The following is a 24,109-nucleotide window of genomic DNA, read 5'->3' on the forward strand; positions in this document are numbered from 1 at the left end:
TTTGATTAAGCAAATTTACGGATTTCGCCGTCACCTTCCACGTTGGACACGCAACGACCACAAATAGTTTCATGACCTTTGATGGTGCCAACTTCCGGAGTGTGGTGCCAGCAACGATCACACTTCTCAGCTTCAGTTTTGCTTACCTGAACGAACAGGCCGTCAATGTCGGTCGCCTGAGCCGCATCGCTCTTCTCAGCCAGCGGTTTTACGCTCGCTTGCGAGGTCAGCAGAACAAAGCGCAGTTCGTCATCCAGTTTGTTGATGATCGCCGCCAGTTCATCGCTGGCGAACAGAGTCACTTCCGCCTGCAGAGAGCCACCGATGGTTTTCTCATTACGCGCGCTTTCCAGCAACTTGTTTACAGCGCCACGAACTTTCTGGATTTCAGTCCAGAATTCGTTGTTCAGCTCTTCACCATCGTTCAGACCAAACAGGCCTTCATACCATTCGCTGACAAACACGAATTTATCGCGTGCTTGACCGTTTGGCTGGTTAACCGGCATGTCATTCCAGATCTCATCTGCGGTAAACGACATGATAGGTGCCATCCAGCGAACCAGGGCTTCGACGATGTAGTACAGCGCCGTCTGACAGCTGCGCTGGGCATTACTGCCCCGTTTCGCGGTGTACTGACGGTCTTTGATCACATCCAGGTAGAATGAGCCCATTTCGATAGAACAGAAGTGCATCAGACGTTGCACCACCGCGTGGGTGTTGTAATCCTGGTACGCTTTGACAATCTCTTGTTGCGCCGCCAGAGCGCGAGCAACGGCCCAGCGATCCAGTGCCACCATCTCTTGTGGTGCCACCATGTCCGTTGCCGGATCAAAACCATTCAGGTTGGCCAGGAAGAAACGCGCCGTGTTACGGATACGACGGTAAGAGTCCGCGCTGCGTTTCAGGATCTCATCCGATACCGCAACTTCACCGGTATAGTCGGTTGAAGCCACCCACAGACGCAGAATATCTGCACCCAGTTTATTGGTGACATCTTTTGGAGCAACCACGTTACCAATCGATTTCGACATCTTACGGCCCTGACCATCAACCACGAAACCGTGGGTCAGCACTTCTTTGTAAGGGGCTTTACCTTTCATCGCCACTGATGAGATCAGTGATGACTGGAACCAACCACGGTGTTGGTCTGAACCTTCCAGGTACATGTCTGCTTCTGCGCCGTTAAACTCCGGACGGTTATCCACCACAGCGTAGTGTGTCACACCTGAGTCAAACCATACATCCAGCGTATCAAGTACTTTTTCATAGTTGTCAGCATCAGCGCCCAGCAGTTCAGCAGAATCCACATCCCACCATGCCTGGATACCTTTTTGCTCAACCAGTTGTGCGACCTGCTCAATCAGAGCCGCGCTGTTTGGATGCAGTTCAGCCGTCTCTTTATGCACGAACAGGGCAATTGGCACACCCCAGGTGCGCTGACGAGAGATACACCACTCAGGACGGCCTTCCACCATGCCCTGAATACGGCTTTGACCCCAGTCCGGCATCCATTTAACGCCTTTGATTGCGCTCAGTGCCTGCTCACGCAGACCGGCTTGATCCATAGACACGAACCACTGCGGCGTGGCGCGGAAAATGATTGGCGTTTTATGGCGCCAGCAGTGCGGGTAGCTGTGCTCGTAGGCATGGTGATGCAGCAGCGCACCATGCTCTTTCAGTACTTCAATCACTGAATCGTTGGCTTTAAATACGTGCTGACCGGCGAATAGTTCGGTATCGGACAGATAGACACCGTTTGAACCCACCGGGTTGGCGACTTCCAGACCGTAATGCTGACCCACCGCAAAGTCTTCCTGACCGTGGCCAGGCGCAGTGTGAACCACACCAGTACCAGAATCCGTCGTCACGTGGTCGCCCAGAATCGCCGGTACAGTGAAATCGTAGAACGGGTGGTTGAACTGGCTCAGTTCCAGATCCGCACCTTTAGTAAAACCAAGGAAGTGGAAATGCTCGATACCGGCGCGATCCATCACAGATTTCGCCAGCTCAGACGCCACAATAATACGCTCAGGCTGTTCGCCTTCGGTTTGGATCAGAACGTATTCCAGATCATCACGCAGACAGACTGCGCGGTTCGCCGGCAGTGTCCAAGGCGTAGTGGTCCAGATAACGATTGAGATATCGCCCTGACCTTCATGGCCTTCGCTCAGGCTGAATTTAGACAGTACCGCTGCCTGATCCGCAGCTTTGAAGCGCACATCGATAGAAGGAGAAACCTTATCTTTGTACTCCACTTCCGCTTCTGCCAGTGCACTACCACAATCCGTACACCAGTGAACCGGTTTGAAACCTTTCAGCAGGTGGCCGTTGTCAGCAATCTTGCCCAGCGCGCGGATGATGTTCGCTTCGGTAGCAAAATCCATCGTACGATATGGTTTATCCCACTCACCCAGGATACCCAGACGCTTGAAGCCCTCTTTCTGGCCTTCAACCTGACCGGCTGCGTATTCACGACATTTTTCACGGAATTCAGCCGCGGTCACTTTCTGGCCCGGCTTGCCCACTTTCTTCTCAACCATCAGTTCGATTGGCAGACCATGGCAGTCCCAGCCCGGGATGTAAGGTGCGTCAAAACCTGAAAGTGTTTTGGATTTAATAATAATGTCTTTAAGAATCTTGTTCAGTGCGTGACCAATGTGAATATCACCGTTGGCGTACGGAGGGCCATCGTGTAATACGAAAGATTTTTTGCCTTTTTTAGCTTTACGGATTTCACCGTACAGATCTTCTTTGTACCAACGCTCAAGCATTTCTGGCTCACGATTGGCCAGATTACCGCGCATCGGAAACCCTGTTTCAGGTAGGTTCAGGGTATCTTTATACTCACTCATCGATTCTTAATTCCGTTATATTGGGCGAAGTTAGACATTATGGTATCCGGTGGAATCAACCGGTTAACCCTTAAGCTGACGCAGCCACACCCTTGCTGCCTCAGCATCCAATTCTATTTGCTGTTTCAGAGCCTCAAAAGACTCAAATTTGTGTTCATTACGCAGCTTGTGTAAAAGCGCGACTTCCAGCTGCTTGCCATATAAATTGCCCTGAAAGTCGAATAAATGCACTTCTAACTGCTGACGAACCCCGTTGACTGTCGGGCGTTGGCCAATATTGGCCACACCGCCAAGCGGCTGTTCGCCCAAGCCGTACGCTTGCACCACATACACACCAGAAACCGGCGATACGCAGCGCTTGAGCGGAATATTAGCCGTAGGAAAGCCTATCGTCCGGCCAAGTTTGCGACCATGCGAAACGCGCCCACTGATACTATAGTGACGCCCCAGCATGTGTGCCGCACTCTCCAGCTCATCACTGGCCAAAGCTTCACGAATCGCAGTACTGCTGACCCGCATCTGCTGTAAACAGAAGCTCTGAGTACTGACCACTTCAAAACCATAACGTAAGCCTGCCTGCTCAAGCATGGCAAAGTTACCTTTACGGCCACGGCCGAAGCGGAAGTCATCGCCAACCACCAGAAACTTAACACCCAATCGGGCCACCAACAAGTCACGGATAAATGCCTCCGCTTCGATGTTGGCAAAGTGGTGGTTGAAGTTCACACACAATAGACGATCGATACCCAGCTTGCCGATATGGACAAACTTATCTCTCAATCTTGTTAACCGGGCAGGAGCTTTGTCTTTCAGGAACAGCTCCATAGGTTGCGGTTCAAACGTCATCACTACCGAGGGCAGATCAAACAGCTTTGCCCGCTCAGCAACCTGATTTAATACCTGTTGATGACCGAAATGGACACCATCAAAGTTTCCTATAGTCAGTACACAGCCGTTATGCTGTGCTTTGATGTTATGAATACCGCGAATCAATTCCATTGGAATACGCTTAAAACCTATAGTTCTCAGTTATATTGGTGTGAAACCGACGGATTATAACCTAATCAGCGTTAATCTGTCGCCGCTTTTAAATCTTTTAACCGGATCCCCAGCACTAACGCGGTGAGGAAATAAACAATTGCCCCCAGTGCGATCAGAGCTGTTAACATCAGGCCGCGCTGCATCAGTCCCCAATCCAGCCAGACAGACATGGCTTGCATCTGCCACAGAATGGCCGCGACCATAGCGCCCCCGGCCAGCGCGAGACGGATAATAAAGCGCATGGTCTGTGCCGAAACCCGATATACCCCTTGCAGATGCAGACCACGGTACAGCAGCGCCATATTGATGAAGGCAGACAAAGCCGTTGCCGCCGCCAGGCCGACATAGCCGTAAAACCAGGCGAAGATGGCATTGAACACTATGTTGCTCAGCATCGCAATGATGCCGTAACGGACCGGGGTTCGCGTATCCTGGCGAGAGTAGTAACCCGGTGCCAGAACTTTAATCAGCATAAAGTTCAGCAGGCCAGCTGAATAGGCCAGCAGTGACGCCGATGCCATCTGCACATCTTGCGGCGTAAACTCACCACGCATAAACAGCACCATCAGCATCGGCTTGGCTAACACCATCAGACCCAGCATCGCCGGGATCCCCAGCAGAATAACCATTCGCACCCCCCAGTCCATGGTATGGGCAAAGCCATCGCTGTGTGCATCGACGTGGTTACGCGATAGCGCCGGCAGAATAACGGTCGCGATCGCGATACCGAACAAACCAAGCGGAAACTCAAGCAGGCGATCCGAATAGTACAACCAGCTGATCGAGCCGGTATGCAGAAAACTGGCCACAAAAGAGTCGAACAACAAGTTGATCTGACTGACTGAAACACCAAATAAAGCCGGAATCATCAATGTGCGAATTTTAACCACTCCGGGATCTTTCCAGCCCCATTTGGGTTTCACCAGCACACCGGCCTTGATTAAAAACGGCAATTGAAACAAAAACTGAACCAGACCGCCTAAAAACACCCCTATTGCCAGGCCGACTTCTGGTTGCTCAAGGTTTGGCGAAACAAACCAGGCACACAAGATCATCATGACATTGAGAAACACTGGCGTAAAAGACGACACGGCAAATTTGCCCAGGGTATTCAATACCGCCCCAGACAGCGCAACAAAGGTGATGAACCACAGATAAGGAAAGGTAATCTTAAGCAGAAAACTGGCCAGCTCGAATTTGGGAGCTGCCGGGCCGTCATTGAGCCAGTCCAGAAACCAGCCCGCCCCAAACAGAGCCGTCACCGCACCCGAGCACAAAACCCCGATTAAAGTAACGATAGTCACCAGCACCCCCAACGTACCAGAGGCCCGGGCGATAAGTTCACGGGTTTTATTGAGGTCACCACTGGCGTGATACTCGGTCAAAACCGGGACAAAAGCCTGCGAGAAAGCACCTTCAGCAAACAGACGACGTAAAAAATTAGGAATGCGGTTGGCAAAGAAAAAGACATCCGCACTGGCTCCTGCGCCCATTAAGTTCGCGACCACTATGTCCCGAACCAGGCCCAGGACGCGCGAAATCAACGTCATGGCACTGACTATCATGCCTGACTTGAGCAAGCGTTTACTCACGGTAACCTCGAAAAATACGCGAAAACAACATTATCTTTCCCTGCCACTAAATAATGTCAGTGAGAGATCAGATAAGTATTAGCATTGGCAAAAAAATACTGTTAGAATCCACGCCATCTTAACCGCGAAGACCTTCCGATACCAAACTTGTTTGGCTTAGATGGGTTTTTGCACAAATCATTTGACAATTAAGTGCAAATAGGGGATATTTCCGGCCCTTAAATTGTCACCGAACTAAAGTTTTTGGGAGTTAGACCCTTGGCAAACTGTAAATCTGCTAAGAAGCGCGCTATCCAATCTGAAAAACGTCGCCAGCACAACGCTAGCCGTCGTTCAATGATGCGCACTTACATGAAGAAAACTGTTGCTGCAATCGCTGCAGGCGACAAAGAAGGCGCAACTGCTGCATTCGCAGCTGTTACACCAATCCTGGACCGTATGGCAACTAAAGGCCTTATTCACAAGAATAAAGCAGCTCGTCATAAGTCTCGTTTCGCTGCTGCTATCAAAGCTCTGTAATCAGAACTTGATAACCCAGTGATAAAAAAAACCGGCTTCTGCCGGTTTTTTTATTGCCTGTCATTTTTTATCGACCGAATTACTGATTTTCAGCTCAATGATTCATCTCGATAGCATCGTAGCCCCAGCGCTCTTATCTCCGTAACCTGCCTGCTTGTCTACGGATAACAGCAAAAACGCTGACACTACGGCCAAATTAAGGCTCGCAGTACAACCGATGCAGTAACTCAATCATCAACTTTACTTCATCACTGCTGAGCGTGTAATACACAGTTTGTGCTTCTTTACGCGTCTCAACTAAACCATCCCTTCTCAGCCAGGCCAAATGCTGTGACAACGCAGACTGACTCAATTCCAGTCTGCCACACAGTTCCCCTACGGATAGCTCCTGATTATGCAGTAAGCATAGGATCTGCAGCCGTCTCTCATTCGCCATCGCCTTTAACAGCACCACTGCCTGAGCGGAGTTTTGTTCCATTTCTTGTAGGTTCATGAGTAAGCCTCTTTGACATAACCGTTTCAGCCAAACCATGGCATTTATTTTTATTCACAAACGGCCTGCGTCCTTGACCGCCAAGTACTTACGTACTTCCGTCATGATGGATATCCCACAATCTGGGTCAAAAAACCCGGACTGTCCATCAGTTCGCCTCAAATTACCGACATCATCATTGCCCAAGAAAGCGGTTACAAAGAGATTATCAGTGGCGTGATAGTAATCTATTTGTAAACAGTAATAAAATATTCATTCAAATAAATTGCTGAAATCAGCATCATAAACATTCTTTACCGCCGGATGCTGAATCATTCGTTCGGCAAAAATAACGTAGTATTCCTCTTTAATTTCTTCAATCCGGCTGACCAGTTGCAGCGACAATTCCTGCTCCATCTCATTCATATACATCAGCGGTGCCATAAAAATCACCTCGGGATGATAGCGGGCAAATGCTTTCATTAACGCTGCGTCATCAAATTCGCCCAGAATATTGGGCTGGATTCCCTGATGATCAAACCACTGGCGTACTTTTCTCCCCATCGCTGTACGACTGCCCGGGATCAATAATTTACGCTGTTCCAGTACCGCCGGATAATCACTGGTATCCAGACTGCCGCTGGAAAAAAAGCCCATATGACTCTCACCGAGCTTTTTACTGAATAAACCCGGGCTTTGACCGGAATCCACCGGACAATCCGACAAGATCATATCCAGTTTATGTTGTGATAACTGCTCCAGCAGCATTTCGTGGGTCGATTCGAAACAGCGTAAATGGATGCTGTTGTCAGCCGGCACTGTGGTCATCAGGATTTTACTCACCAGCCGTTTCGACAGGGCATCGGCTACGCCAACATCAAACAACACATTATTGCGCTGACTGTAATTCACAATATCCAACATTTCGTAACTGAGGCCAAACATGCGGTCGGCATATTTAAAGACTAACTGACCCAGTTCCGTTGGCTCAAGGCTGCGTCCGTTGCGCTTAGTCAGCTTGCCCGCCATGCGTTCTTCCAGCGCTTTGATCTGGCCGGTAACCGTTTGCGGAGTCAGAAACAGTGCATCCGCAGCTTTAGTCACGGAACCTTGTTTGCACACCATCCAGAAATAATAAAGATGGTTGTAATTAAGATGAGACATAGTAATTGCCAGTCATTGATAAACCTAGTGAGTGAGTTTGTTTATAACAGAAGCCCTGACCGCTTCGCAACAAACTCGATATTTTCGAAGCAAATACACAAAAAACTCAGTAATTACGAAACAAATCCCTTTCAATATGACAGTGCTGACATAAATTTTATCGCCAAAATGGCTAAAAAGGAGCTGAGCGTTAAAATTTTTTCTTTCCCCAGCGGCAGAGTTCAATCAAAAAAAACAACTTAAAAACAGTTAATTACAAAACAATCAACCAAGCCAGTCAGTACAGAAAATGAGCTAAATGACAAACCACTCGATTTGAAAGCGTTCTGTCATATTACTGCAATATTCACGCTCTACTATCGCGCACAGATTCAACAACCGACCACACAATATCCAAGGGTCAATGGAGAAAACAATGATCAACCAAGCAACTTCCGCAGCTGCGCCAATTTCAAGTACCACACGTTGGCTGCGCTGGGCAAACTTGGGTTTCATGCTGTATCTGCTGCTATTAGCGGTGGCTATGGTGGGCAGTGGCTTTAAATTGGCCACAGGTGATCAGGCTAAAGTCCTGTTTGAATTTGCCTCCCATCCGATTGCTGGCCTGATGATAGGCCTGATTGCAACCGCACTGATTCAGTCTTCCAGTACCGTAACTTCTATTATTGTTGGTCTGGTTGCCGGAGGCCTGCCAGTTGAAACCGCCATTCCGATGGTGATGGGTGCTAATATCGGCACAACAGTCACCAACACCCTAGTCAGTCTTGGCCACATGCGTTGTAAAGAAGAGTTCAAGCGCGCTTTTGCCAGCGCCACGATTCATGACTTCTTTAACGTGCTGGCAGTCGTCATCTTCCTGCCACTGGAAATGATGTTCGGCATTTTGGAAAAAATCTCCCACTGGCTGGTATCACCTCTGCTGGCAACGGGCGACATGAGCATGAAAGGGCTCAACTTCATTAAACCAATCACCAAACCTGTGATCAGCGCGCTGCAAGATCAGTTTGCCTCATTCGGGGACGTGCTAGGTGGTGTAGCCCTTATCGTACTGGGTATTGCGACCATCTTTGTCGCTATCACTGTGATGGGCAAACTGATGAAGAGCCTGATGGTGGGTCGCGCTCGTGACATTTTGAAAAACGCCATCGGCCGCGGACCGCTGCACGGAATTTTTTCCGGCACCGTAGTCACCGTTCTGGTTCAGTCGTCATCAACCACAACCAGTCTGATGGTTCCTCTGGTGGGTACTGGCGTGCTGAAAGTTCGCGAAGTGTATCCATTCACTCTGGGCGCAAACATTGGTACCTGTATCACAGCACTGCTGGCAGCAACGGCGGTCTCCGGTGAGTTCGCGGTGTTTGCCCTGCAAATAGCTCTGGTACACCTGACCTTTAATGTCCTGGCAACGGTACTGATTTACGGCGTGCCTTTCCTGCGTGAACTGCCACTGAAAGGCGCAGATGCGCTGTCAGAAATGGCCGTCAAAAACAAAGCTGTAGTGGCGCTGTATCTGCTATCACTGTTTATCCTGCTTCCGGGTGTGATTCTGGCGCTGAGCTCTTAAGCGCCCCATTGACTCTGATCAAAGCGCTCTCCCTTGGAAGCGCTTTTTTATTAACTGAATCAGGAAGGCTCAGCCTTACTATAGATTGTCGCCGGCCGATAAGTTGACTCAGGCAAAAATAGGTTGCTACAGACAAGAAAACGCCGCTAACAAGCGGCGTTTTCTATATTGCAGCGGACAGCAAGGTCAGACCGAGAACGGATACTGAATCGGGTCATGGAATTCATAACCCGTGACTTCAAAATCATCCAGCGTCACCCAGGTTTCCAGATCGTGCAACGATTTGATATCCGGGTTAATGTGGAACTGCGGCGCTGTCAGCGGCTCGCGCTTGAGCTGAACATCACGCATCAGTTCAAGCTGATCCTCATAGATATGCGCATTGACAATCTTGTGGAATGCCTGCCCCGGCTTATGACCGGTAATCTGCGCCATGATGGCCAAAAACGCATACACCTGAACCATGTTAAAGTTCAGCCCGAGCGGAACATCACACGAACGCTGCGTACTGTTCAGGTACAAGGTATCACCCAGCAGAGAAAAATGATGACTGTACATACACGGACGCAAACAGCCCATGTGAAACTCACCCGGATTGTAAAAATTAAGAATTTCGCCGCGATCATCAACACCGCGACTCAGATCATCAACAATCTTTTTTAACTGGTCGATATGACCACCATCCGGCTTGGCCCAGGCGCGGCCCTGTACACCGTATACCCGACCCATGTCATCGTCACCTTTGCGATACGGATTATTCAGCCATGCCTGATTGAGATTGGCATTCGCATCCCAGGTTTTCGTCCCCAGTTTGCGAAAATCTTCCGCACTGTCATAACCCCGGATATAGCCCAGTAACTCAGCCACTGCCGCTTTCCAGAAGCTTTTCCGGGTGGTCACCAGTGGAAACTGGTTATTAGCCACATCATAAGTGAGATCGGCATTAATCACCGTCAGACAACGTTTACCGGTGCGCTCATTCTCAACCCATACGCCTTCATCGACGATGCGCTGACAAAGATCTAAATACTGTTTCACTACTAACCCTTACTTCGCCGCAGCCTAATCCTGGAACCGGCCGCGTTTGTAGGCCCATACCATTAAGAGTACGCCGCCAAAAATCATTGGTGTGGAAAGAATTTGCCCCATTGAAATGATACCGCCAAACAAGCCTAACTGGGCATCCGGTTCACGGACAAATTCAACCAGGAAGCGGAATGTACCATATCCGGCCAAAAATAGCCCTGATACCGAGCCTAAAGGACGAGGCTTCTTAATAAACCAGTTGAGAATAAAGAACAGCACCACGCCTTCCAGAGCAAATTCGTATAGCTGGGATGGGTGACGCGGCAGCGGCCCCGCCCCCGGGAACACAACCCCCCAAGGCAGATCGGTCGCTCGTCCCCATAGCTCACCATTCATAAAGTTACCTAAGCGCCCCATCCCCAGGCCGAACGGCACCAGCGGTGCGACAAAATCCGCCACACCAAACAAGGTGCGCTGATTTTTATGCGCATACCAGAACATGGCCGTAATAACGCCAAGCAGACCGCCATGAAATGACATGCCGCCGGTCCACACTTTAAACAGGTAAAGCGGATCATCCAGGAACATCTCGAAGTTGTAGAACAGCACATAGCCAACCCGGCCGCCGATCACTACCCCAAGGAAAGCGGCAAACAACAGATCAGACACCTGCTCACGATTCCAGCCACTTCCCGGCTTATCGGCCCGGCGGTTCGCCAGCCACATAGCAAACAGGAAACCAACCAGATACATCATGCCGTACCAGCGCACAGAAACTGGCCCGATAGAAAAAATGACGGGGTCAATATTAGGAAACTCAAAATAGCCCTGAGACATAAATTAGTATTCTCTTGTTTTTGGATAAATCAGATTATTGCATCAACATAGATACAGCGACGAACATCAGAAAAACGGCAAAGAAACGCTTCAGAACCGCGGTAGGTAAACGGGTAGCCAACCGGGCGCCGATCCGGGTAGTCAGCATTGAGGTTGAGGCAATGGCCACCAGCGCAGGCAGATAAACATAACCCACACTGTACTTAGGCAGCCCTTGGGCATGAAAGCCATGCAACACAAAACCGAGCATACCGGCAATCGCAATCATACAGCCACACACAGAAGAAGAACCGACCGCTTTTCGCATCTCGACGCCGTGGTGATTGAGGAAAGGTACGGACAAAGAACCGCCGCCAATCCCGGCCAGGCTGGAGACAATACCGATGCCGCTGCCGTACAAACTAGTCAGCGCCGCCCCCGGCATCGGTCGCGTTCGGGTTGATTTGATTGAGCGGAACATCTGCAGCGCCAGTAGCACAACAATGACACCAAACACTTTCGGCAGATACTCACTTGGGATCCATTCTGCGATCACCGAGCCAAGAAAACCACCAACCAGCACGCCGGGTAGTAGCCATTTGACGACAAACATGTCGACGTTACCCAGTTTAAGATGATTGATTGCAGATGAGCCAGAGGTCACTATGATGGTGGCGAGCGAGGTCGCTAAAGCCAATTGCATGATAATGTCCGGTGTAATTCCGGCATAAGGCAACAGAAACAGCAGAGCCGGTACTACCACCAGCCCGCCGCCGATGCCCAGCAAACCCGCCAGCACACCGACCACTGACCCCAATAACAGCAACAGGGCCATTAATTCTATATTCACATTCTGTTCCTATTTTTTTCCCGCACGTACGAAGCCGGCAAAGCCTTTGTCCTCGAAATAAGCCAGCATCATATTATAAATTTCTTTTCCGTAAGGTTGCATCAGCGCTTTGTCAGCAAGCGCGCTCAGCTCGGTCAGCTCGGAATGACGAATCAGATATTTAACCCGAGCCACGTTAGAAGTGTTCATACTCAGGGCCTGATAGCCCAGGCCAATCAACAGTAGCGAGCCAATCGGGTCACCCGCCAACTCACCACACACACAAACCGGAATGTTGTGACGCTCACAGATCTGCTGGATCTGCTTAAGTGCCATCACCACCGCAGGATGCATCGATTCATAGACATCAGCAACCCGGGAATTGTTCCGATCGACGGCCAACATATACTGGGTCAGATCATTCGTTCCCACCGAAACAAAGTCGATTTTATCGGCGATCAACGGTAACAGGTACAACATAGAAGGCACTTCAACCATGATGCCGATTTCCGGCATACGAACCCGGGCGTCGAGTTTAACGCTCTCTTCATAGGCCTGATGGATAAGTTTGATCGCATCATCGAGTTCCTTGGTACCAGAGATCATCGGCAGCAGAATGCTCAGATTATGATGCTCACAACTGGCGCGCAACATGGCCCGCAGTTGAATGAGAAAGATGTCCGGGTGATCGAGAGTAAAGCGAATCCCGCGCCAGCCCAGGAACGGGTTATCCTCTTCAATCGGCAAGTATGGCAACGGTTTATCACCACCGATATCGAGTGTACGCATCACCACCCGCTTGTCAGGGTAGGCCGAGAGCACAGTACGGTATTGCTGAATCTGCTCCTCTTCGGACGGGAAACGGTGCTGGAGCAGGAACGAAATTTCGGTACGGTATAGCCCGACCCCATCGACGCCCTGATTGACGGCTATATTGGTGTCGGCACTCAGGCCCGCATTGAGCAGCAATTCGATACGCTGACCATCTTCGGTAAACGCCGGCTCCGCCATGGCCTCATTGACCATTTGCGACAATTCACGCTCTTCATTAGCCAGAGAGCGGTATTCAGCCAGAATCTGTCTGGCCGGAGAGATAAACAGCTTACCGCTGTAGCCATCGACAATCCCGGTTTTGCCGTTAATCTGCTTAAGATTAAGCGATACCCCCATTATGGCCGGGATCCCCAGCGCACGCGATAAAATCGCCGCGTGAGAGTTAGCCGCCCCTTCCATCGAGACCACAGCCAGTAACTTATCTTTTGGCATAGCAGCCAGAACCGACGCTGTCAGTTCGCGCACCACCAGGATAATCGGCTTGTCGATCTGCTGCTGTTCATGTTCGGTGTTGTAGAGGAAAAAGAGCAGGCGCTGACCTAGTTCACGCACATCCTGGGCCCGCTCACGCAAATAGTTATCAGACATGCGGGCAAAACGGTTGGAATAAGATTCCACCACCTGACGCAGCGCCCAGTCCGCGCGATCACCTTTGAGGATCTGCGCTTTAAGATCCTTACGCAACATCGGATCGTTGAGTAAATGGGTAAACAGGTCGAAGATCGCCAGGGCTTCTTTATTGATTTCACTGTCGAGCTTTTTACGCATTTTACGAAAATCGCCCAGTGCACTTTCAATTGCACGCGCCAGCCACTCCTGTTCACGATCCATATCAAGGGTAGAGGCAGGGGCAACATCGTACAGCTGTGGCTGTGAGTCATCCCACCACAGCTCGCCAATTGCCACCCCGGAGGAAGCCGGAATACCACTGATGGCCTGCTGCTTTTTACTCAGCAGCCAGTGGCCCTGGGTCTGGGCATGGGCAATAATCACGGCCAGCTGAGCCGCCAGAGTGACCAGGAAAGAGACTTCCATTTCGCTAAACAGACGTGGCGATTTTTGCTGCACAACCAGCACGCCCAGCACCTGTTTACGGTAAATGATCGGTGTACCAAGAAACGACTGGTACACCTCTTCACCAAGCTGCTTGAAATATTTGAAATTGGGGTGTTTAGACGCTTCCGCCAGGTTAATCGGCTCAGCAGAACGTTTGACCAGGCCAACCAGGCCTTCATCAAAGTCGATCAGGATTTTATCCCCTTTGAACTTCAGGCCCTGGGTTGCCATCAGTTCGAGACGATGCATCTCCTCATTGGCGAGATAGACAGTACAACATTCAGTGCTCATCGCACTGCATGTCTGCTTTACAAAAATATCCAACGCCTGATAGACATCTTCTACCTTTGAAACTTGTTCAACTATATCCCGTAGCTGAGAGAGCATCGCTATCCTCTTCGATTTTTGCGCTTACCTTTCACTTTTCGTTCTCTAAACGGCATCGCTAATGACGCAAACTCTTTCATGGCACGACGATAAACATCACGCTTAAAAGAGACCACTTGTCTGACTGGATACCAGTAACTCACCCAGCGCCAACCATCAAATTCAGGGGTGCTTCCACGTTGCATGTTAATTTTAGCTTCATCGCAATCCAAACGCAGTAAGAACCATTTCTGTTTTTGTCCAATACAGACCGGCTGAGAGTCCCACCGAACCAGACGTTTTGGCAGTTTGTAACGGAGCCAATGACGACTGGTTGCAATGATTTTGACATCTTTTTTTGTTAAACCAACCTCTTCGTAAAGCTCCCGGTACATTGCCTGTTCAGGAGATTCACCCTCATCGATTCCGCCCTGGGGAAATTGCCATGAGTGTTGTCCGTATCGTTTCGCCCAGAATACCTGACCATGGTTGTTACAAATCACAATACCGACGTTAAGCCGGTAACCATCGCCATCTATCACTGGCAAACCTCTATTAAAATCTTAATTGCTTTGATTTTTCCACATATCCCCAACAGGAGCAAACTAACTAATGTGATTCACCTAATATTTATCGCTGACAAGTGCATAATTGAATAACTTTTGCTCAAATTTTAAGTTATCAACAAAAGAGTGAGATATAGACCACATTTATTCACGTTTTCTGTGAATAACCATGTGAAGAAGAGTGTGAACTGTGCAAAAACACCTACGAAGAGTCACATCACCGGATTGGACAAAAATCACAAAAACATCAATAAAACCTTAAATATCAATAAATAATGTAAATTTAATTTCTTATCGCATCAGGGCAGGTGTCGAAAGATCATTCAAAAACCAACAGTGCTCAAAGATCCACCAACCCAGCTGTTATCCACACAGTTCCGGAAAGCTACACTTTTAATCTGCCTGAAAAACAACAAATCCCTGTGGCAAACCCCTGTTCATGCATACATACTCCATAAATTTCGCCCTATAAACACCAGGAACTGTGGATAACTATGGTAATGATGATCTTTTATCCACTTTGATCAATTTATCTGCATGATCCTCTGCCCGTCATTTTTTGTTACTATAGGCTTTTTACGACCGCAGTACGCTTTATGAAACCTGAACCCCAGAGCGAACAAGAATTACTCGATCGGGCCTGGCAGATTGCCGGTGTCAGCTTTGCCGATCTGGCCGCGGAAGCCGCGATACCAGTGCCCAACGATCTCTCCCGGGACAAAGGCTGGGTCGGACAATTACTGGAATGGCATTTAGGCGCCAGTGCCGGCAGTAAACCGGAGCAGGATTTTGCCAAACTGGGCATCGAGCTGAAAAGTATCCCGATCAGCTACAGTGCTAAACCGCTGGAAACCACGTTTGTTTGTGTAGCACCGCTGACCGGAATACACGGACTGACCTGGGAACAGAGTCATGTGCGCCATAAGTTATCGCGTGTGCTGTGGATGCCGGTGGAAGGTGAACGGGAGATTCCACTGGCCCAGCGCCGGGTCGGATCGCCGCTGCTCTGGAGTCCGTCAGCGCAAGAAGAGGCGATGCTAAAGGCGGACTGGGAAGAATTAATGGAGTTTATCGTGCTGGGTAAAGTCGGCCAGATCACCGCCCGCCATGGTGAAGTCCTGCAACTGAGGCCCAAAGCGGCCAACGGTAAGGTCAAAACCGAAGCCTACGGCAGCAATGGCAAACCAATTCGCACTCTGCCGCGCGGGTTTTACCTGCGTACTCAGTTTACCGCCCGAATCCTGGCTTCGTATTACGCCTGAGACGGAGCGTTGACCGGATCAGGCAGTTGAACGACAGTAATCAGAGATGCAGGCAGGCCCCAAAGGCCTGCCTGCAATAAATCAGTCTAGTGCCGGGTTAACAGCAGAGGGATCTCACTGTATCTCTGCCCTCCCTCTAAACCACACTCTTCGTAAGCGCAGCTCATACGCAGGTAAGCCTGAGCAAATCCAAGCTGGGCTAATTCCTGTTTAGCGGCATCCAACGAGGAAAAATGCATCGGCTCATCTCCTTTCATCAAAGGTTCAATCCGGTGCCTGACTTCGACCCCAAGCGTGTAGTGCGTGGCATCAGCACATCCTATGACATATACCTTGGGCAGGGGTGCCCCCGGCTTATGCATACCATGCAACCATTTATCCAGTTGTTGTTTGTGCATACGTCACCTCCTTTCTATCCAGTGTAGCCGACTGATGACCAGGCTCAATCTTTTACCATGCCGAGCGCCGCACTCAGTGTGCGAACAAATTTCATTTCCTTTTGCCCTGACGGATGGCTTATAGTGGGATTGAAATTAAAAGCCGATGTGTTTCAAGATGCTATCCATTCAGCCTGTACGCCTCTGATCAGAGTTAAGTCTGATACGGCTCATGGACGATAAGGATCAGCCCTCTGTTTGCACTCAGACAAGGAAGGATTATGCAATACACTAAACTGCCTCACTCAAGCCTTGAAGTCAGTAAACTGTGCCTCGGAACCATGACATTCGGAGAGCAAAATACACAGGCAGAAGCCTTCAGTCAGCTCGACTACGCCCTGGAGCGCGGGATCAATTTTATTGATACTGCAGAAATGTATCCGGTGCCCCCGACAGCAGAAACGCAGGGCAAAACGGAACAATTTATCGGTAACTGGCTGGAGAAATCCGGTAAGCGTGAAAAAGTGCTGCTGGCGACTAAAGTGGCCGGCCCGCGTAACGTACCGCACATTCGCGATAATATGGCACTCGATCACCGCAACATTCATCAGGCGATTGATGACAGTCTGAGCCGCCTCAAAACCGACTATATCGATTTATACCAGTTGCACTGGCCACAACGTATCACCAATACCTTTGGTCAGCTGAACTATCCGCATTCAGAACAACAGTCGGAAATTACCCTGATAGAAACCCTCGAAGCACTTAACGATCTGGTGCGAATGGGCAAGGTTCGTTATATCGGCGTATCGAATGAAACACCGTGGGGTCTGATGACCTATCTGCGTCTGGCCGAAAAGCATGATCTGCCGCGTATGGTCTCGATCCAGAACCCGTACAACCTGCTCAATCGCAGTTTTGAAGTCGGCTTGTCAGAAATCAGCCATCACGAAGGGGTTAAGCTGCTGGCTTATTCACCAATGGCATTCGGCGTGCTGAGCGGTAAGTATCTCAATGGTGCACGGCCGCAAGGCGCACGCTGTAGCCTGTACGAGCGCTTCAAACGTTACTTTACCCCGCAGGGTCTCAAGGCAACGGAAGCGTACGTGGATCTGGCCCGCGAATTCGGTCTGGATCCGGCCCAGATGGCGCTGGCATTCGTCAATCAACGTCCGTTTGTTGCCTCGAATATTATTGGTGCCACCAATCTTGATCAGTTGAAATCAAACATCGACAGCCTGGATGTGGTGCTCAGCGATGAGCTGATGGCTAAAATTGAAGAGATTGGCATCCAGTACTCCAATCCCTGCCCATAATTGCAATCATGGCAGTAATCCGGGACTGGCTTATCACCAGCCCCGGACCGTTACGTCGGTATTCGCGCACTGAGTATCCGGCGCAGATGACGCACACGGCGTTCTACTTTGACTTCATCCGGCTCGCTATGACCAATCGGACGACCGTCCGGTTGCAAACCGATATCTTTGAGCAAATGGGTATTATGCCAGGGCAAGTCATAAGCACTGCGACGCACTTTACGTTTCCAGGCACGCTCTTCACGGTGGAGGTCGGCTCGCAGTAACAGGGTAGCCAGCTGCAGATAAATTGAATGACGCATGATGTTTCTCCAGTTATTAATTCTGACTGGGAAAACAGACCTGACGATGGGTATAAAACGTGGTAATCCCTGTGCGCGGCTGTTTTCCGCAGCCTGACAGGGTACGGATTAATTTACGACGATGCTGAAATCAGGCAATCATGACCTCGAACCACCACAACAGCGGTCACAGATTTGATAGCATGATGGCAAGCGCGATGCAGATGAACAGAATTGAACGTTGTCATGTTGCGCCTCCCAGCAAAGTCATTAATCCAAAAAGAAGTGTATTTTCAGTAAGCTAGGCTTACGGTTAAATAATAATCAACTGAGAATATTGTTCAACCCTTAATCTTGTTTAGTGGCTAAAACAATGCATCCAGCCAGAATCAAGGCCATCACCAGTTGTATATAATGAAAATCAATCCATTGATTCTGGATATGCAATACTTTTCACTGCCTGAGTGTTTTATCAGCGATAAAAAAAGGTTCATCGCGGCTTTCCGGGGAAAGCCGCTTTTATCTTTAAAAAAAAGTAATCGATATCTCGGTAACCGTAGCCCATTCGTTTGATTAACTTTATCTTGTTGTTTATCCCTTCGAGCGTACAGGTATTGAGTGGGTAGCTTGCAGAAGCAACGATGCCATGAAGATACGGTTTGAGCTTTCTCGCGAAGTCCATAAGCGGCTTGATCCCGCTTTCTTGAACTTGCTCCCACCATACGTCCCATAAGTCTTCCGCTTCTCTTTCCGACTGACACCTCCATAACTCTTTAAGCTGAGAGCCAAGTAAATACGTCACCATTAAGTCCTTGTTCATGCTCAGTATCTCACTCAGATAGCTCTCCTGCTTACCGTCTAAATTAGCTCTGTTTTTGAGGAGAACCCAGCGTGAACGTTTCACCCATTGGCGCGTTTTCTTGTCCTGTTTGAGTTGATTAGCTTGGTCAACTCTGACTCTATCCATCACTTCCCGGCCAAATTTGGCGACCACGTGGAATAAGTCGTACACAATGCGGGCGTTAGGACAATGTTGCTGCACTTCAAAGTCGAAAGCCGTATTCATATCCATTGCAACCGCTTCTATGTTCTGGCTATGCTCACCGAGTAATTCAAAGAAGGGACGGATATCTTTTCGGCTGCGTCCGACGCCTATCCAAAGCACTTGATGCGTCTTAGCATCCGCGATAACAGTGGCATAACGATGTCCCTTGAAGAGAGCAAACTCATCCATGACCAGTTGTCTCAGCTCTGCCCAGTTAACCTCTGGCACCACATGTTGCAGCCGACGCTTATCTATCGCCTTAATCGTATGCCAATGAACCCCCGTCATCTGGGCAATATGTTTGATAGGAAGAAGAGGCAACAACTGCTCAATGTAACTTCTTAAGCGGTTAGTCAGGCGAGCAAAAGGTTCAAGCCAAGAAATAGATTCGGTTTTGATACCGCAGTCAGGGCACTTGATACGCCTTGTTTGTAGGGATAGCTCGACGGGTACGCCGAGAATCATCGCTTCCTTAATCGTGCGCCACTGATAATCATGTATGGCTTGAACATGTTGCCCACATGAACATCGAGCAGTTGTGCTGGGTTGGAGAGTAATCGTGATGAGAGAAGACGTTTGTACAGACTTTACGACATGAAAGCCTTCCCAGAACGATGATAGGAAAGTATGATTCGGCATGAAAACGGTAGTTTGTGTAAGGTTGTGTTTGGCGATGTAACCTTATCACTTACTACCGTTTTTGTTTTAAGTTCCCGCTAATCCGCGATGAACCTAAAAAAAGCCACCGAAGTGGCTTTTTACGGTCAATTAAAATGACCCGTCCGAAATCAGATTGTGTTTATTGAGCAATCGGTACATGGTGGCACGCGACACACCGAGCTCCTTCGCCGCAGTCGAAACCTGGCCGGAATGGGATTCCAGCACCAGCAACAGGGCATCACGCTCGCTACGCTCGCGAATGCTTTTCAGGCTGCGCTTGCCGTCACCGCGCTTAGGCAGATCGAGATCCGACTCTTCCAGCATCACTGAATCCGACATCAGCACGACGCGCTTAATCTGATTCATCAACTCACGCACATTACCCGGCCAGTGATAGCGGGTCAGCACACGCATCGCATCCTCAGAAAAACTACGCGCCTGGGCATTGTACTCTTTGGAATACTCCACCAGAAAATGCTTCGCCAGTATAGCAATGTCACTGGCGCGCTCTTTGAGACTGGGGACGTTAATGCGCAGCACATTGATGTAATGGTACAGCTCTTCGTTAAAATCACCGTCGATCAGGGCTTTCTCAATATCCGAGGCATTCGCGGCCAGAATACGCACATCCACCGCTTTCATTCCCTGCGCCGTTTCCACCGTCCCTTCCTGCAGAAAACGCAACAGGTTAAGCTGCTGGCTTTTTGGCATGGTAAGAATATCGTTGAGCAGCAAGGTGCCGCCATCGGCCTGATAAAGCAACGGCGTCGACCCTTTATCATCACAGCCGATACCAAACAATTCGCATTCGAGGCGGCTTTCTGACATCGCACGACAGTTAACCGAGACAAACGGTTTCTGCGCCCGGGCTGAGGTTTTGTGAATCGCTTTCGCCACACTCCCCTTTCCGGAGCCGTTCTCACCATAGATAAGGATGCTGACATCAGTCGGGCCGATACGCTTGATTTGATCGCGCAGACGCTTAACCGGGATCGAATCGCCCATCAGACCCATATCACCGTTCGCACCAAAATGCGGCCAGACCTTTCTCTCCAGCTTGAGCATACCGAGCTGGTGGCCGATAGTACTCAGCAACTGGGCATCCGGGATCGGGGCAGTAAAGAAGTCGATACAAAAGTTGACGATAAACTGGCAAATCGTATCTGAACTGAGCTGAGACTCGCGAATAAACGCCAGCCAGCGCACTTGTTTATGGCTGCTGACCAGATTGGCAATACCATTAAGGCTGAATTCATCGTGGCTGAGATCCACAATACCAATACATGGCCCTGTTTCAGAAAACAGCAGATCGGCTTTACGCAGATCCGCACACTGCGTGCAACGCCATCCTACTTGTTCTAAAACCGATAACCAGGGCTCGTAGGTTCCACCGACTACGATCAATGAACCCGGCACGGAATCCATGCGGAATTGAGTACCCATCAACTGATTCCTTATTGTTATACCATTTTTATCCAGTGCGACTTTTGGCACTTTCACCACTGACGCTACATTAACGGCACTTGTGAGTGGAGTCTGTCTCAAACATAAGACTATAAAGAAAATTGAAAACTTTCTAGCGCTCAATAACGCAAAAGCGCCATCTTGCTTCAAGAAATAGCGATGAAATTCATCCGGCAAAAACCGAAAATCACCACAAATAAAAAGGCCGCCATAACTGGCGGCCTTTATTGATATTGTGAGCAGTTACGCCTGAGGACGCATTGCTGGGAACAAGATCACATCACGAATAGTGTGCGTGTTGGTGAACAGCATCGCCAGACGGTCGATACCGATACCTTGCCCTGCTGTTGGTGGCAGGCCATGTTCCAGAGCAGTAATGTAGTCCGCATCGTAGAACATCGCTTCATCATCACCCGCATCTTTTGCTTCAACCTGAGCTTTAAAACGCGCATCCTGATCTTCAGCATCATTCAACTCCGAGAAGCCATTGGCGACTTCACGGCCACCGATGAAGAACTCGAAGCGGTCAGTGATGAACGGGAACTCGTCGTTACGACGTGCCAGCGGTGAAATGTCTGCCGGGTAACCGGTGATGAAGGTTGGCTGAATCAGTTTTGGCTCAGCAGTTTCACCAAAGATCTCTTCCAGCAGCTGACCACAGGTCCAGAACGGTTCTACCTCAACATGCACAGATTTCGCGATGGCGACCATGTGCGCACGATCCTGAACTTTATCGTAATCCAGCGCCTGAATCTCAGCGTGATCCGGGTTGTAGTGCTTAATCGCTTCCAGCATACTCATGCGGGCGTAAGTACCACCAAACTCAACCGTCTCATCACCGTAAGGCATTGACGTTGAACCCAGTACATTCAGAGCAACTGTGCTCAGCATCTCTTCCGTCAGATCCATCAGATCTTTGTAATCTGCGTACGCCTGGTAGAATTCCATCATGGTGAATTCAGGGTTGTGGCGTGGTGACAGACCTTCGTTACGGAAGTTACGGTTGATTTCGAATACACGATCAAAACCACCCACAACCAGACGCTTGAGGTACAGTTCAGGTGCGACACGCAGGTACATATCGATGTCCAGCGCGTTGTGGTGAGTCACGAACGGACGGGCAGTGGCACCACCCGGGATCACGTGCATCATCGGCGTTTCTACTTCCAGGTAACCTTTTGAGCTCATAAAGTTACGGATAGCCGCGACCAGCTTAGAACGGATAATAAACGCGTGACGTGAATCTTCATTGACGATCAGATCGACGTAACGCTGACGGTAACGCATTTCCTGGTCAGTCAGGCCGTGGAATTTTTCCGGCAGAGGACGCAGTGCTTTGGTCAGCAGTTCGTACTGTTCCATGTTGACGTACAGATCACCTTTGCCGGACTTGTGCAGCGCGCCTTTAACACCAACGATATCGCCGATATCCAGACCGTGGTACTGCTCTTTCAGTGCTTTTTGTACGTCTTTCGATGCGTAAGCCTGAATGCGGCCAGACGTTTCCTGGATCACCAGGAAAGGACCACGTTTTGCCATCACACGACCTGCAATCGCCACGACGTGATTCAGCGCTTCCAGCTCTTCTTTGCTCTTTTCACCGAACTCGGCTTGCAGATCGCCCGCCAGGCTGTCACGACGGAAATCATTCGGATGACCGTTCGCCTTACAACCTTGACGGATATGCTCTAACTTACTGCGACGCTCTGCAATCAGTTTGTTTTCTTCCTGCGTGATTTGTGCTTGATTCGTTTCATTTTGAACAGCATCAGTCATTTTGCATGTACCCTGTTTTGTCGGTAAAAAGCTTAAAGACCTGATTTCAGGCTAGCTTCGATAAATTTGTCTAGGTCACCGTCAAGAACCGCTTGCGTGTTACGGTTTTCAACGCCGGTGCGTAAATCTTTGATTCGCGAGTCATCCAGTACGTAAGAACGGATCTGGCTGCCCCAGCCAATGTCCGACTTCGCGTCTTCGTTGGCTTGCTTCTCAGCATTTTGCTTTTGCAGTTCAAGCTCAAACAGTTTTGCGCGCAGCTGTTTCATCGCCTGATCTTTGTTTTTGTGCTGAGAACGGTCATTCTGACACTGCACCACAGTGTTGGTCGGAACGTGGGTAATACGTACCGCAGATTCCGTGGTGTTCACGTGCTGACCACCCGCACCAGACGCGCGGTATACGTCGATACGCAGGTCAGCAGGGTTAATATCAATTGCGATGTTGTCATCAATCTCTGGGTAAATGAATGCAGAAGCAAACGAGGTGTGACGACGGCCGCCGGAGTCAAACGGAGACTTACGCACCAGACGGTGAACACCGGTTTCGGTGCGCAGCCAGCCGTAAGCGTAATCGCCGGAAATCCGTACCGTAACCGATTTCAGACCGGCAACTTCACCTTCTGACACTTCGATAACTTCAGTCTTGAAGCCTTTGGCATCTGCCCAGCGCAAATACATGCGCAGCATCATTGATGTCCAGTCTTGTGCTTCTGTACCACCGGAGCCCGCCTGCAAATCGAGGTAACAATCAGAGCTGTCGTGGTCGCCGGCGAACATGCGACGGAATTCCAGCTGTTCCAGCTTGGTTTCCAACTCGTCCAGTTCAGGGCCGATCTCATCGAACGTTTCCTGATCTTCTGCTTCAATCGCCAGTTCCAGCAGGCCTTCGACATCTTCGAGGCCCTGGTCAAGCTGATCGATAGTATCGACCACAGCTTCCAGAGAGGCACGTTCCTTACCCAGCGCTTGAGCACGCTCAGGTTCGTTCCATACGTCCGGTTGTTCTAATTCTGCATTGACTTCTTCTAGACGCTCTTTCTTGGCGTCATAGTCAAAGATACCCCCTCAGGACATTTGTGCGCTGTGACACATCCTGAATACGGTTTTTAATTGGATTGATTTCAAACATGATTGCTTTTGCTTAATGAATAGAATTTAACCGCAGAATTCTACTGAAAAATGTGACGAAGATACAGGAAAAATTCGTCACATTCTCGCGCGGGAACGCT

At 49.6% G+C, this 24,109-nt stretch carries 20 protein-coding genes; 4 read left to right on the top strand and 16 right to left on the bottom strand.

The genetic code is table 11. The annotated features are described in order from the left end of the window. Positions 1-5: 5 nt before the first annotated feature. The 3 genes from ileS to murJ all read right to left on the bottom strand — a co-directional run bounded on the left by ileS (position 6) and on the right by murJ (position 5,485). Positions 6-2,852: an isoleucine--tRNA ligase gene (ileS, locus tag J0X00_RS09075; protein WP_136486270.1), complete on the bottom strand. Its 2,847-nt coding sequence runs from the start codon at positions 2,850-2,852 to the stop codon at positions 6-8. A 63-nt stretch (positions 2,853-2,915) separates the two neighbouring features. Then, positions 2,916-3,851 (bottom strand): bifunctional riboflavin kinase/FAD synthetase, encoded by a 936-nt coding sequence (gene ribF / locus J0X00_RS09080; RefSeq protein ID WP_282477943.1) that lies wholly within the window; start codon positions 3,849-3,851, stop codon positions 2,916-2,918. Positions 3,852-3,922: 71 nt separating this feature from the next. Continuing rightward, positions 3,923-5,485 carry a murein biosynthesis integral membrane protein MurJ gene (murJ, locus tag J0X00_RS09085; protein WP_348984823.1) on the bottom strand — a complete coding sequence of 521 codons (1,563 nt, stop codon included), beginning with the start codon at positions 5,483-5,485 and terminating at the stop codon, positions 3,923-3,925. A 258-nt stretch (positions 5,486-5,743) separates the two neighbouring features. Here murJ and rpsT point away from each other — a divergent pair, with 258 nt between their 5' ends. Beyond that, positions 5,744-6,004 carry a 30S ribosomal protein S20 gene (rpsT, locus tag J0X00_RS09090; protein ID WP_136486266.1) on the top strand — a complete coding sequence of 87 codons (261 nt, stop codon included), beginning with the start codon at positions 5,744-5,746 and terminating at the stop codon, positions 6,002-6,004. 196 nt (positions 6,005-6,200) lie between these two features. On the opposite strand, the gene J0X00_RS09095 is transcribed toward rpsT, so the two are convergent. Next, positions 6,201-6,497, bottom strand: a complete 297-nt coding sequence (locus tag J0X00_RS09095) for a metalloregulator ArsR/SmtB family transcription factor (RefSeq protein WP_136486264.1) — start codon at positions 6,495-6,497, stop codon at positions 6,201-6,203. Between the two features lie 252 nt (positions 6,498-6,749). Further along, entirely contained in the window at positions 6,750-7,640 is an 891-nt protein-coding gene (gene nhaR, locus J0X00_RS09100) for a transcriptional activator NhaR (protein WP_282477944.1), read from the bottom strand. Between the two features lie 415 nt (positions 7,641-8,055). On the opposite strand from nhaR, the gene J0X00_RS09105 reads away from it, so the two are divergent. Beyond that, on the top strand, positions 8,056-9,204 hold the full coding sequence (locus J0X00_RS09105; RefSeq protein ID WP_282477945.1) for a Na/Pi symporter: 1,149 nt from the start codon (positions 8,056-8,058) through the stop codon (positions 9,202-9,204). 186 nt (positions 9,205-9,390) lie between these two features. Here J0X00_RS09105 and J0X00_RS09110 read toward each other — a convergent pair whose 3' ends face one another. The 5 genes from J0X00_RS09110 to rppH are packed head-to-tail and all read right to left on the bottom strand — an operon-like array spanning position 9,391 to position 14,673. Continuing rightward, the gene (locus J0X00_RS09110) at positions 9,391-10,242 is read right to left on the bottom strand and encodes a thymidylate synthase (protein ID WP_218562732.1); all 852 of its coding nucleotides are present in this window, start codon (positions 10,240-10,242) and stop codon (positions 9,391-9,393) included. A 24-nt stretch (positions 10,243-10,266) separates the two neighbouring features. Then, positions 10,267-11,067 (bottom strand): prolipoprotein diacylglyceryl transferase, encoded by an 801-nt coding sequence (gene lgt / locus J0X00_RS09115; RefSeq protein ID WP_282477946.1) that lies wholly within the window; start codon positions 11,065-11,067, stop codon positions 10,267-10,269. 34 nt (positions 11,068-11,101) lie between these two features. After that, positions 11,102-11,896, bottom strand: a complete 795-nt coding sequence (locus tag J0X00_RS09120; protein WP_282477947.1) for a sulfite exporter TauE/SafE family protein — start codon at positions 11,894-11,896, stop codon at positions 11,102-11,104. Between the two features lie 9 nt (positions 11,897-11,905). Then, positions 11,906-14,152: a phosphoenolpyruvate--protein phosphotransferase gene (gene ptsP / locus J0X00_RS09125; protein WP_136486252.1), complete on the bottom strand. Its 2,247-nt coding sequence runs from the start codon at positions 14,150-14,152 to the stop codon at positions 11,906-11,908. A 2-nt stretch (positions 14,153-14,154) separates the two neighbouring features. Next, on the bottom strand, positions 14,155-14,673 hold the full coding sequence (gene rppH / locus J0X00_RS09130; RefSeq protein ID WP_168797031.1) for an RNA pyrophosphohydrolase: 519 nt from the start codon (positions 14,671-14,673) through the stop codon (positions 14,155-14,157). A gap of 620 nt (positions 14,674-15,293) precedes the next feature. Between rppH and mutH the strand changes: the two genes are divergently transcribed. After that, positions 15,294-15,959, top strand: a complete 666-nt coding sequence (gene mutH / locus J0X00_RS09135) for a DNA mismatch repair endonuclease MutH (protein ID WP_136486248.1) — start codon at positions 15,294-15,296, stop codon at positions 15,957-15,959. A gap of 86 nt (positions 15,960-16,045) precedes the next feature. On the opposite strand, the gene J0X00_RS09140 is transcribed toward mutH, so the two are convergent. Continuing rightward, complete coding sequence (locus J0X00_RS09140) at positions 16,046-16,357, bottom strand: DUF6482 family protein (protein ID WP_282477948.1); 312 nt, start codon at positions 16,355-16,357, stop codon at positions 16,046-16,048. Positions 16,358-16,617: 260 nt separating this feature from the next. On the opposite strand from J0X00_RS09140, the gene J0X00_RS09145 reads away from it, so the two are divergent. Next, complete coding sequence (locus J0X00_RS09145; protein ID WP_282477949.1) at positions 16,618-17,652, top strand: NADP(H)-dependent aldo-keto reductase; 1,035 nt, start codon at positions 16,618-16,620, stop codon at positions 17,650-17,652. 50 nt (positions 17,653-17,702) lie between these two features. Here J0X00_RS09145 and J0X00_RS09150 read toward each other — a convergent pair whose 3' ends face one another. The 5 genes from J0X00_RS09150 to prfB all read right to left on the bottom strand — a co-directional run bounded on the left by J0X00_RS09150 (position 17,703) and on the right by prfB (position 24,009). Continuing rightward, positions 17,703-17,954 (bottom strand): DUF1127 domain-containing protein, encoded by a 252-nt coding sequence (locus J0X00_RS09150; RefSeq protein ID WP_136486242.1) that lies wholly within the window; start codon positions 17,952-17,954, stop codon positions 17,703-17,705. A 469-nt stretch (positions 17,955-18,423) separates the two neighbouring features. After that, positions 18,424-19,617 carry an ISL3 family transposase gene (locus J0X00_RS09155; protein ID WP_282476786.1) on the bottom strand — a complete coding sequence of 398 codons (1,194 nt, stop codon included), beginning with the start codon at positions 19,615-19,617 and terminating at the stop codon, positions 18,424-18,426. A 129-nt stretch (positions 19,618-19,746) separates the two neighbouring features. Next, entirely contained in the window at positions 19,747-21,081 is a 1,335-nt protein-coding gene (vpsR, locus tag J0X00_RS09160) for a cyclic-di-GMP-binding transcriptional regulator VpsR (protein WP_136486240.1), read from the bottom strand. 264 nt (positions 21,082-21,345) lie between these two features. After that, positions 21,346-22,878: a lysine--tRNA ligase gene (gene lysS / locus J0X00_RS09165; protein ID WP_136486238.1), complete on the bottom strand. Its 1,533-nt coding sequence runs from the start codon at positions 22,876-22,878 to the stop codon at positions 21,346-21,348. A gap of 32 nt (positions 22,879-22,910) precedes the next feature. Continuing rightward, positions 22,911-24,009 (bottom strand): peptide chain release factor 2 gene (gene prfB, locus J0X00_RS09170; protein ID WP_136486236.1). Its coding sequence is split into 2 segments (ribosomal slippage): positions 22,911-23,933 and positions 23,935-24,009, totalling 1,098 coding nucleotides; the frame shifts between segments, so codons are not numbered across the junction. Between the last annotated feature and the right edge of the window lie 100 nt (positions 24,010-24,109).

The organism is Vibrio sp. ABG19, from assembly GCF_029962385.1.
GTDB lineage: Bacteria > Pseudomonadota > Gammaproteobacteria > Enterobacterales > Vibrionaceae > Vibrio > Vibrio ostreae.

Bases quoted from the DNA above. Each gene is read 5' to 3' on its own strand.
- ileS (WP_136486270.1), bottom strand. From the start codon at position 2,852: ATGAGTGAGTATAAAGATACCCTGAACCTACCTGAAACAGGGTTTCCG.
- nhaR (WP_282477944.1), bottom strand. From the start codon at position 7,640: ATGTCTCATCTTAATTACAACCATCTTTATTATTTCTGGATGGTGTGC.
- ribF (WP_282477943.1), bottom strand. From the start codon at position 3,851: ATGGAATTGATTCGCGGTATTCATAACATCAAAGCACAGCATAACGGC.
- J0X00_RS09105 (WP_282477945.1), top strand. From the start codon at position 8,056: ATGATCAACCAAGCAACTTCCGCAGCTGCGCCAATTTCAAGTACCACA.
- vpsR (WP_136486240.1), bottom strand. From the start codon at position 21,081: ATGGGTACTCAATTCCGCATGGATTCCGTGCCGGGTTCATTGATCGTA.
- lysS (WP_136486238.1), bottom strand. From the start codon at position 22,878: ATGACTGATGCTGTTCAAAATGAAACGAATCAAGCACAAATCACGCAG.
- J0X00_RS09095 (WP_136486264.1), bottom strand. From the start codon at position 6,497: ATGAACCTACAAGAAATGGAACAAAACTCCGCTCAGGCAGTGGTGCTG.
- J0X00_RS09145 (WP_282477949.1), top strand. From the start codon at position 16,618: ATGCAATACACTAAACTGCCTCACTCAAGCCTTGAAGTCAGTAAACTG.
- J0X00_RS09140 (WP_282477948.1), bottom strand. From the start codon at position 16,357: ATGCACAAACAACAACTGGATAAATGGTTGCATGGTATGCATAAGCCG.
- lgt (WP_282477946.1), bottom strand. From the start codon at position 11,067: ATGTCTCAGGGCTATTTTGAGTTTCCTAATATTGACCCCGTCATTTTT.
- ptsP (WP_136486252.1), bottom strand. From the start codon at position 14,152: ATGCTCTCTCAGCTACGGGATATAGTTGAACAAGTTTCAAAGGTAGAA.
- mutH (WP_136486248.1), top strand. From the start codon at position 15,294: ATGAAACCTGAACCCCAGAGCGAACAAGAATTACTCGATCGGGCCTGG.
- J0X00_RS09150 (WP_136486242.1), bottom strand. From the start codon at position 17,954: ATGCGTCATTCAATTTATCTGCAGCTGGCTACCCTGTTACTGCGAGCC.
- J0X00_RS09155 (WP_282476786.1), bottom strand. From the start codon at position 19,617: ATGCCGAATCATACTTTCCTATCATCGTTCTGGGAAGGCTTTCATGTC.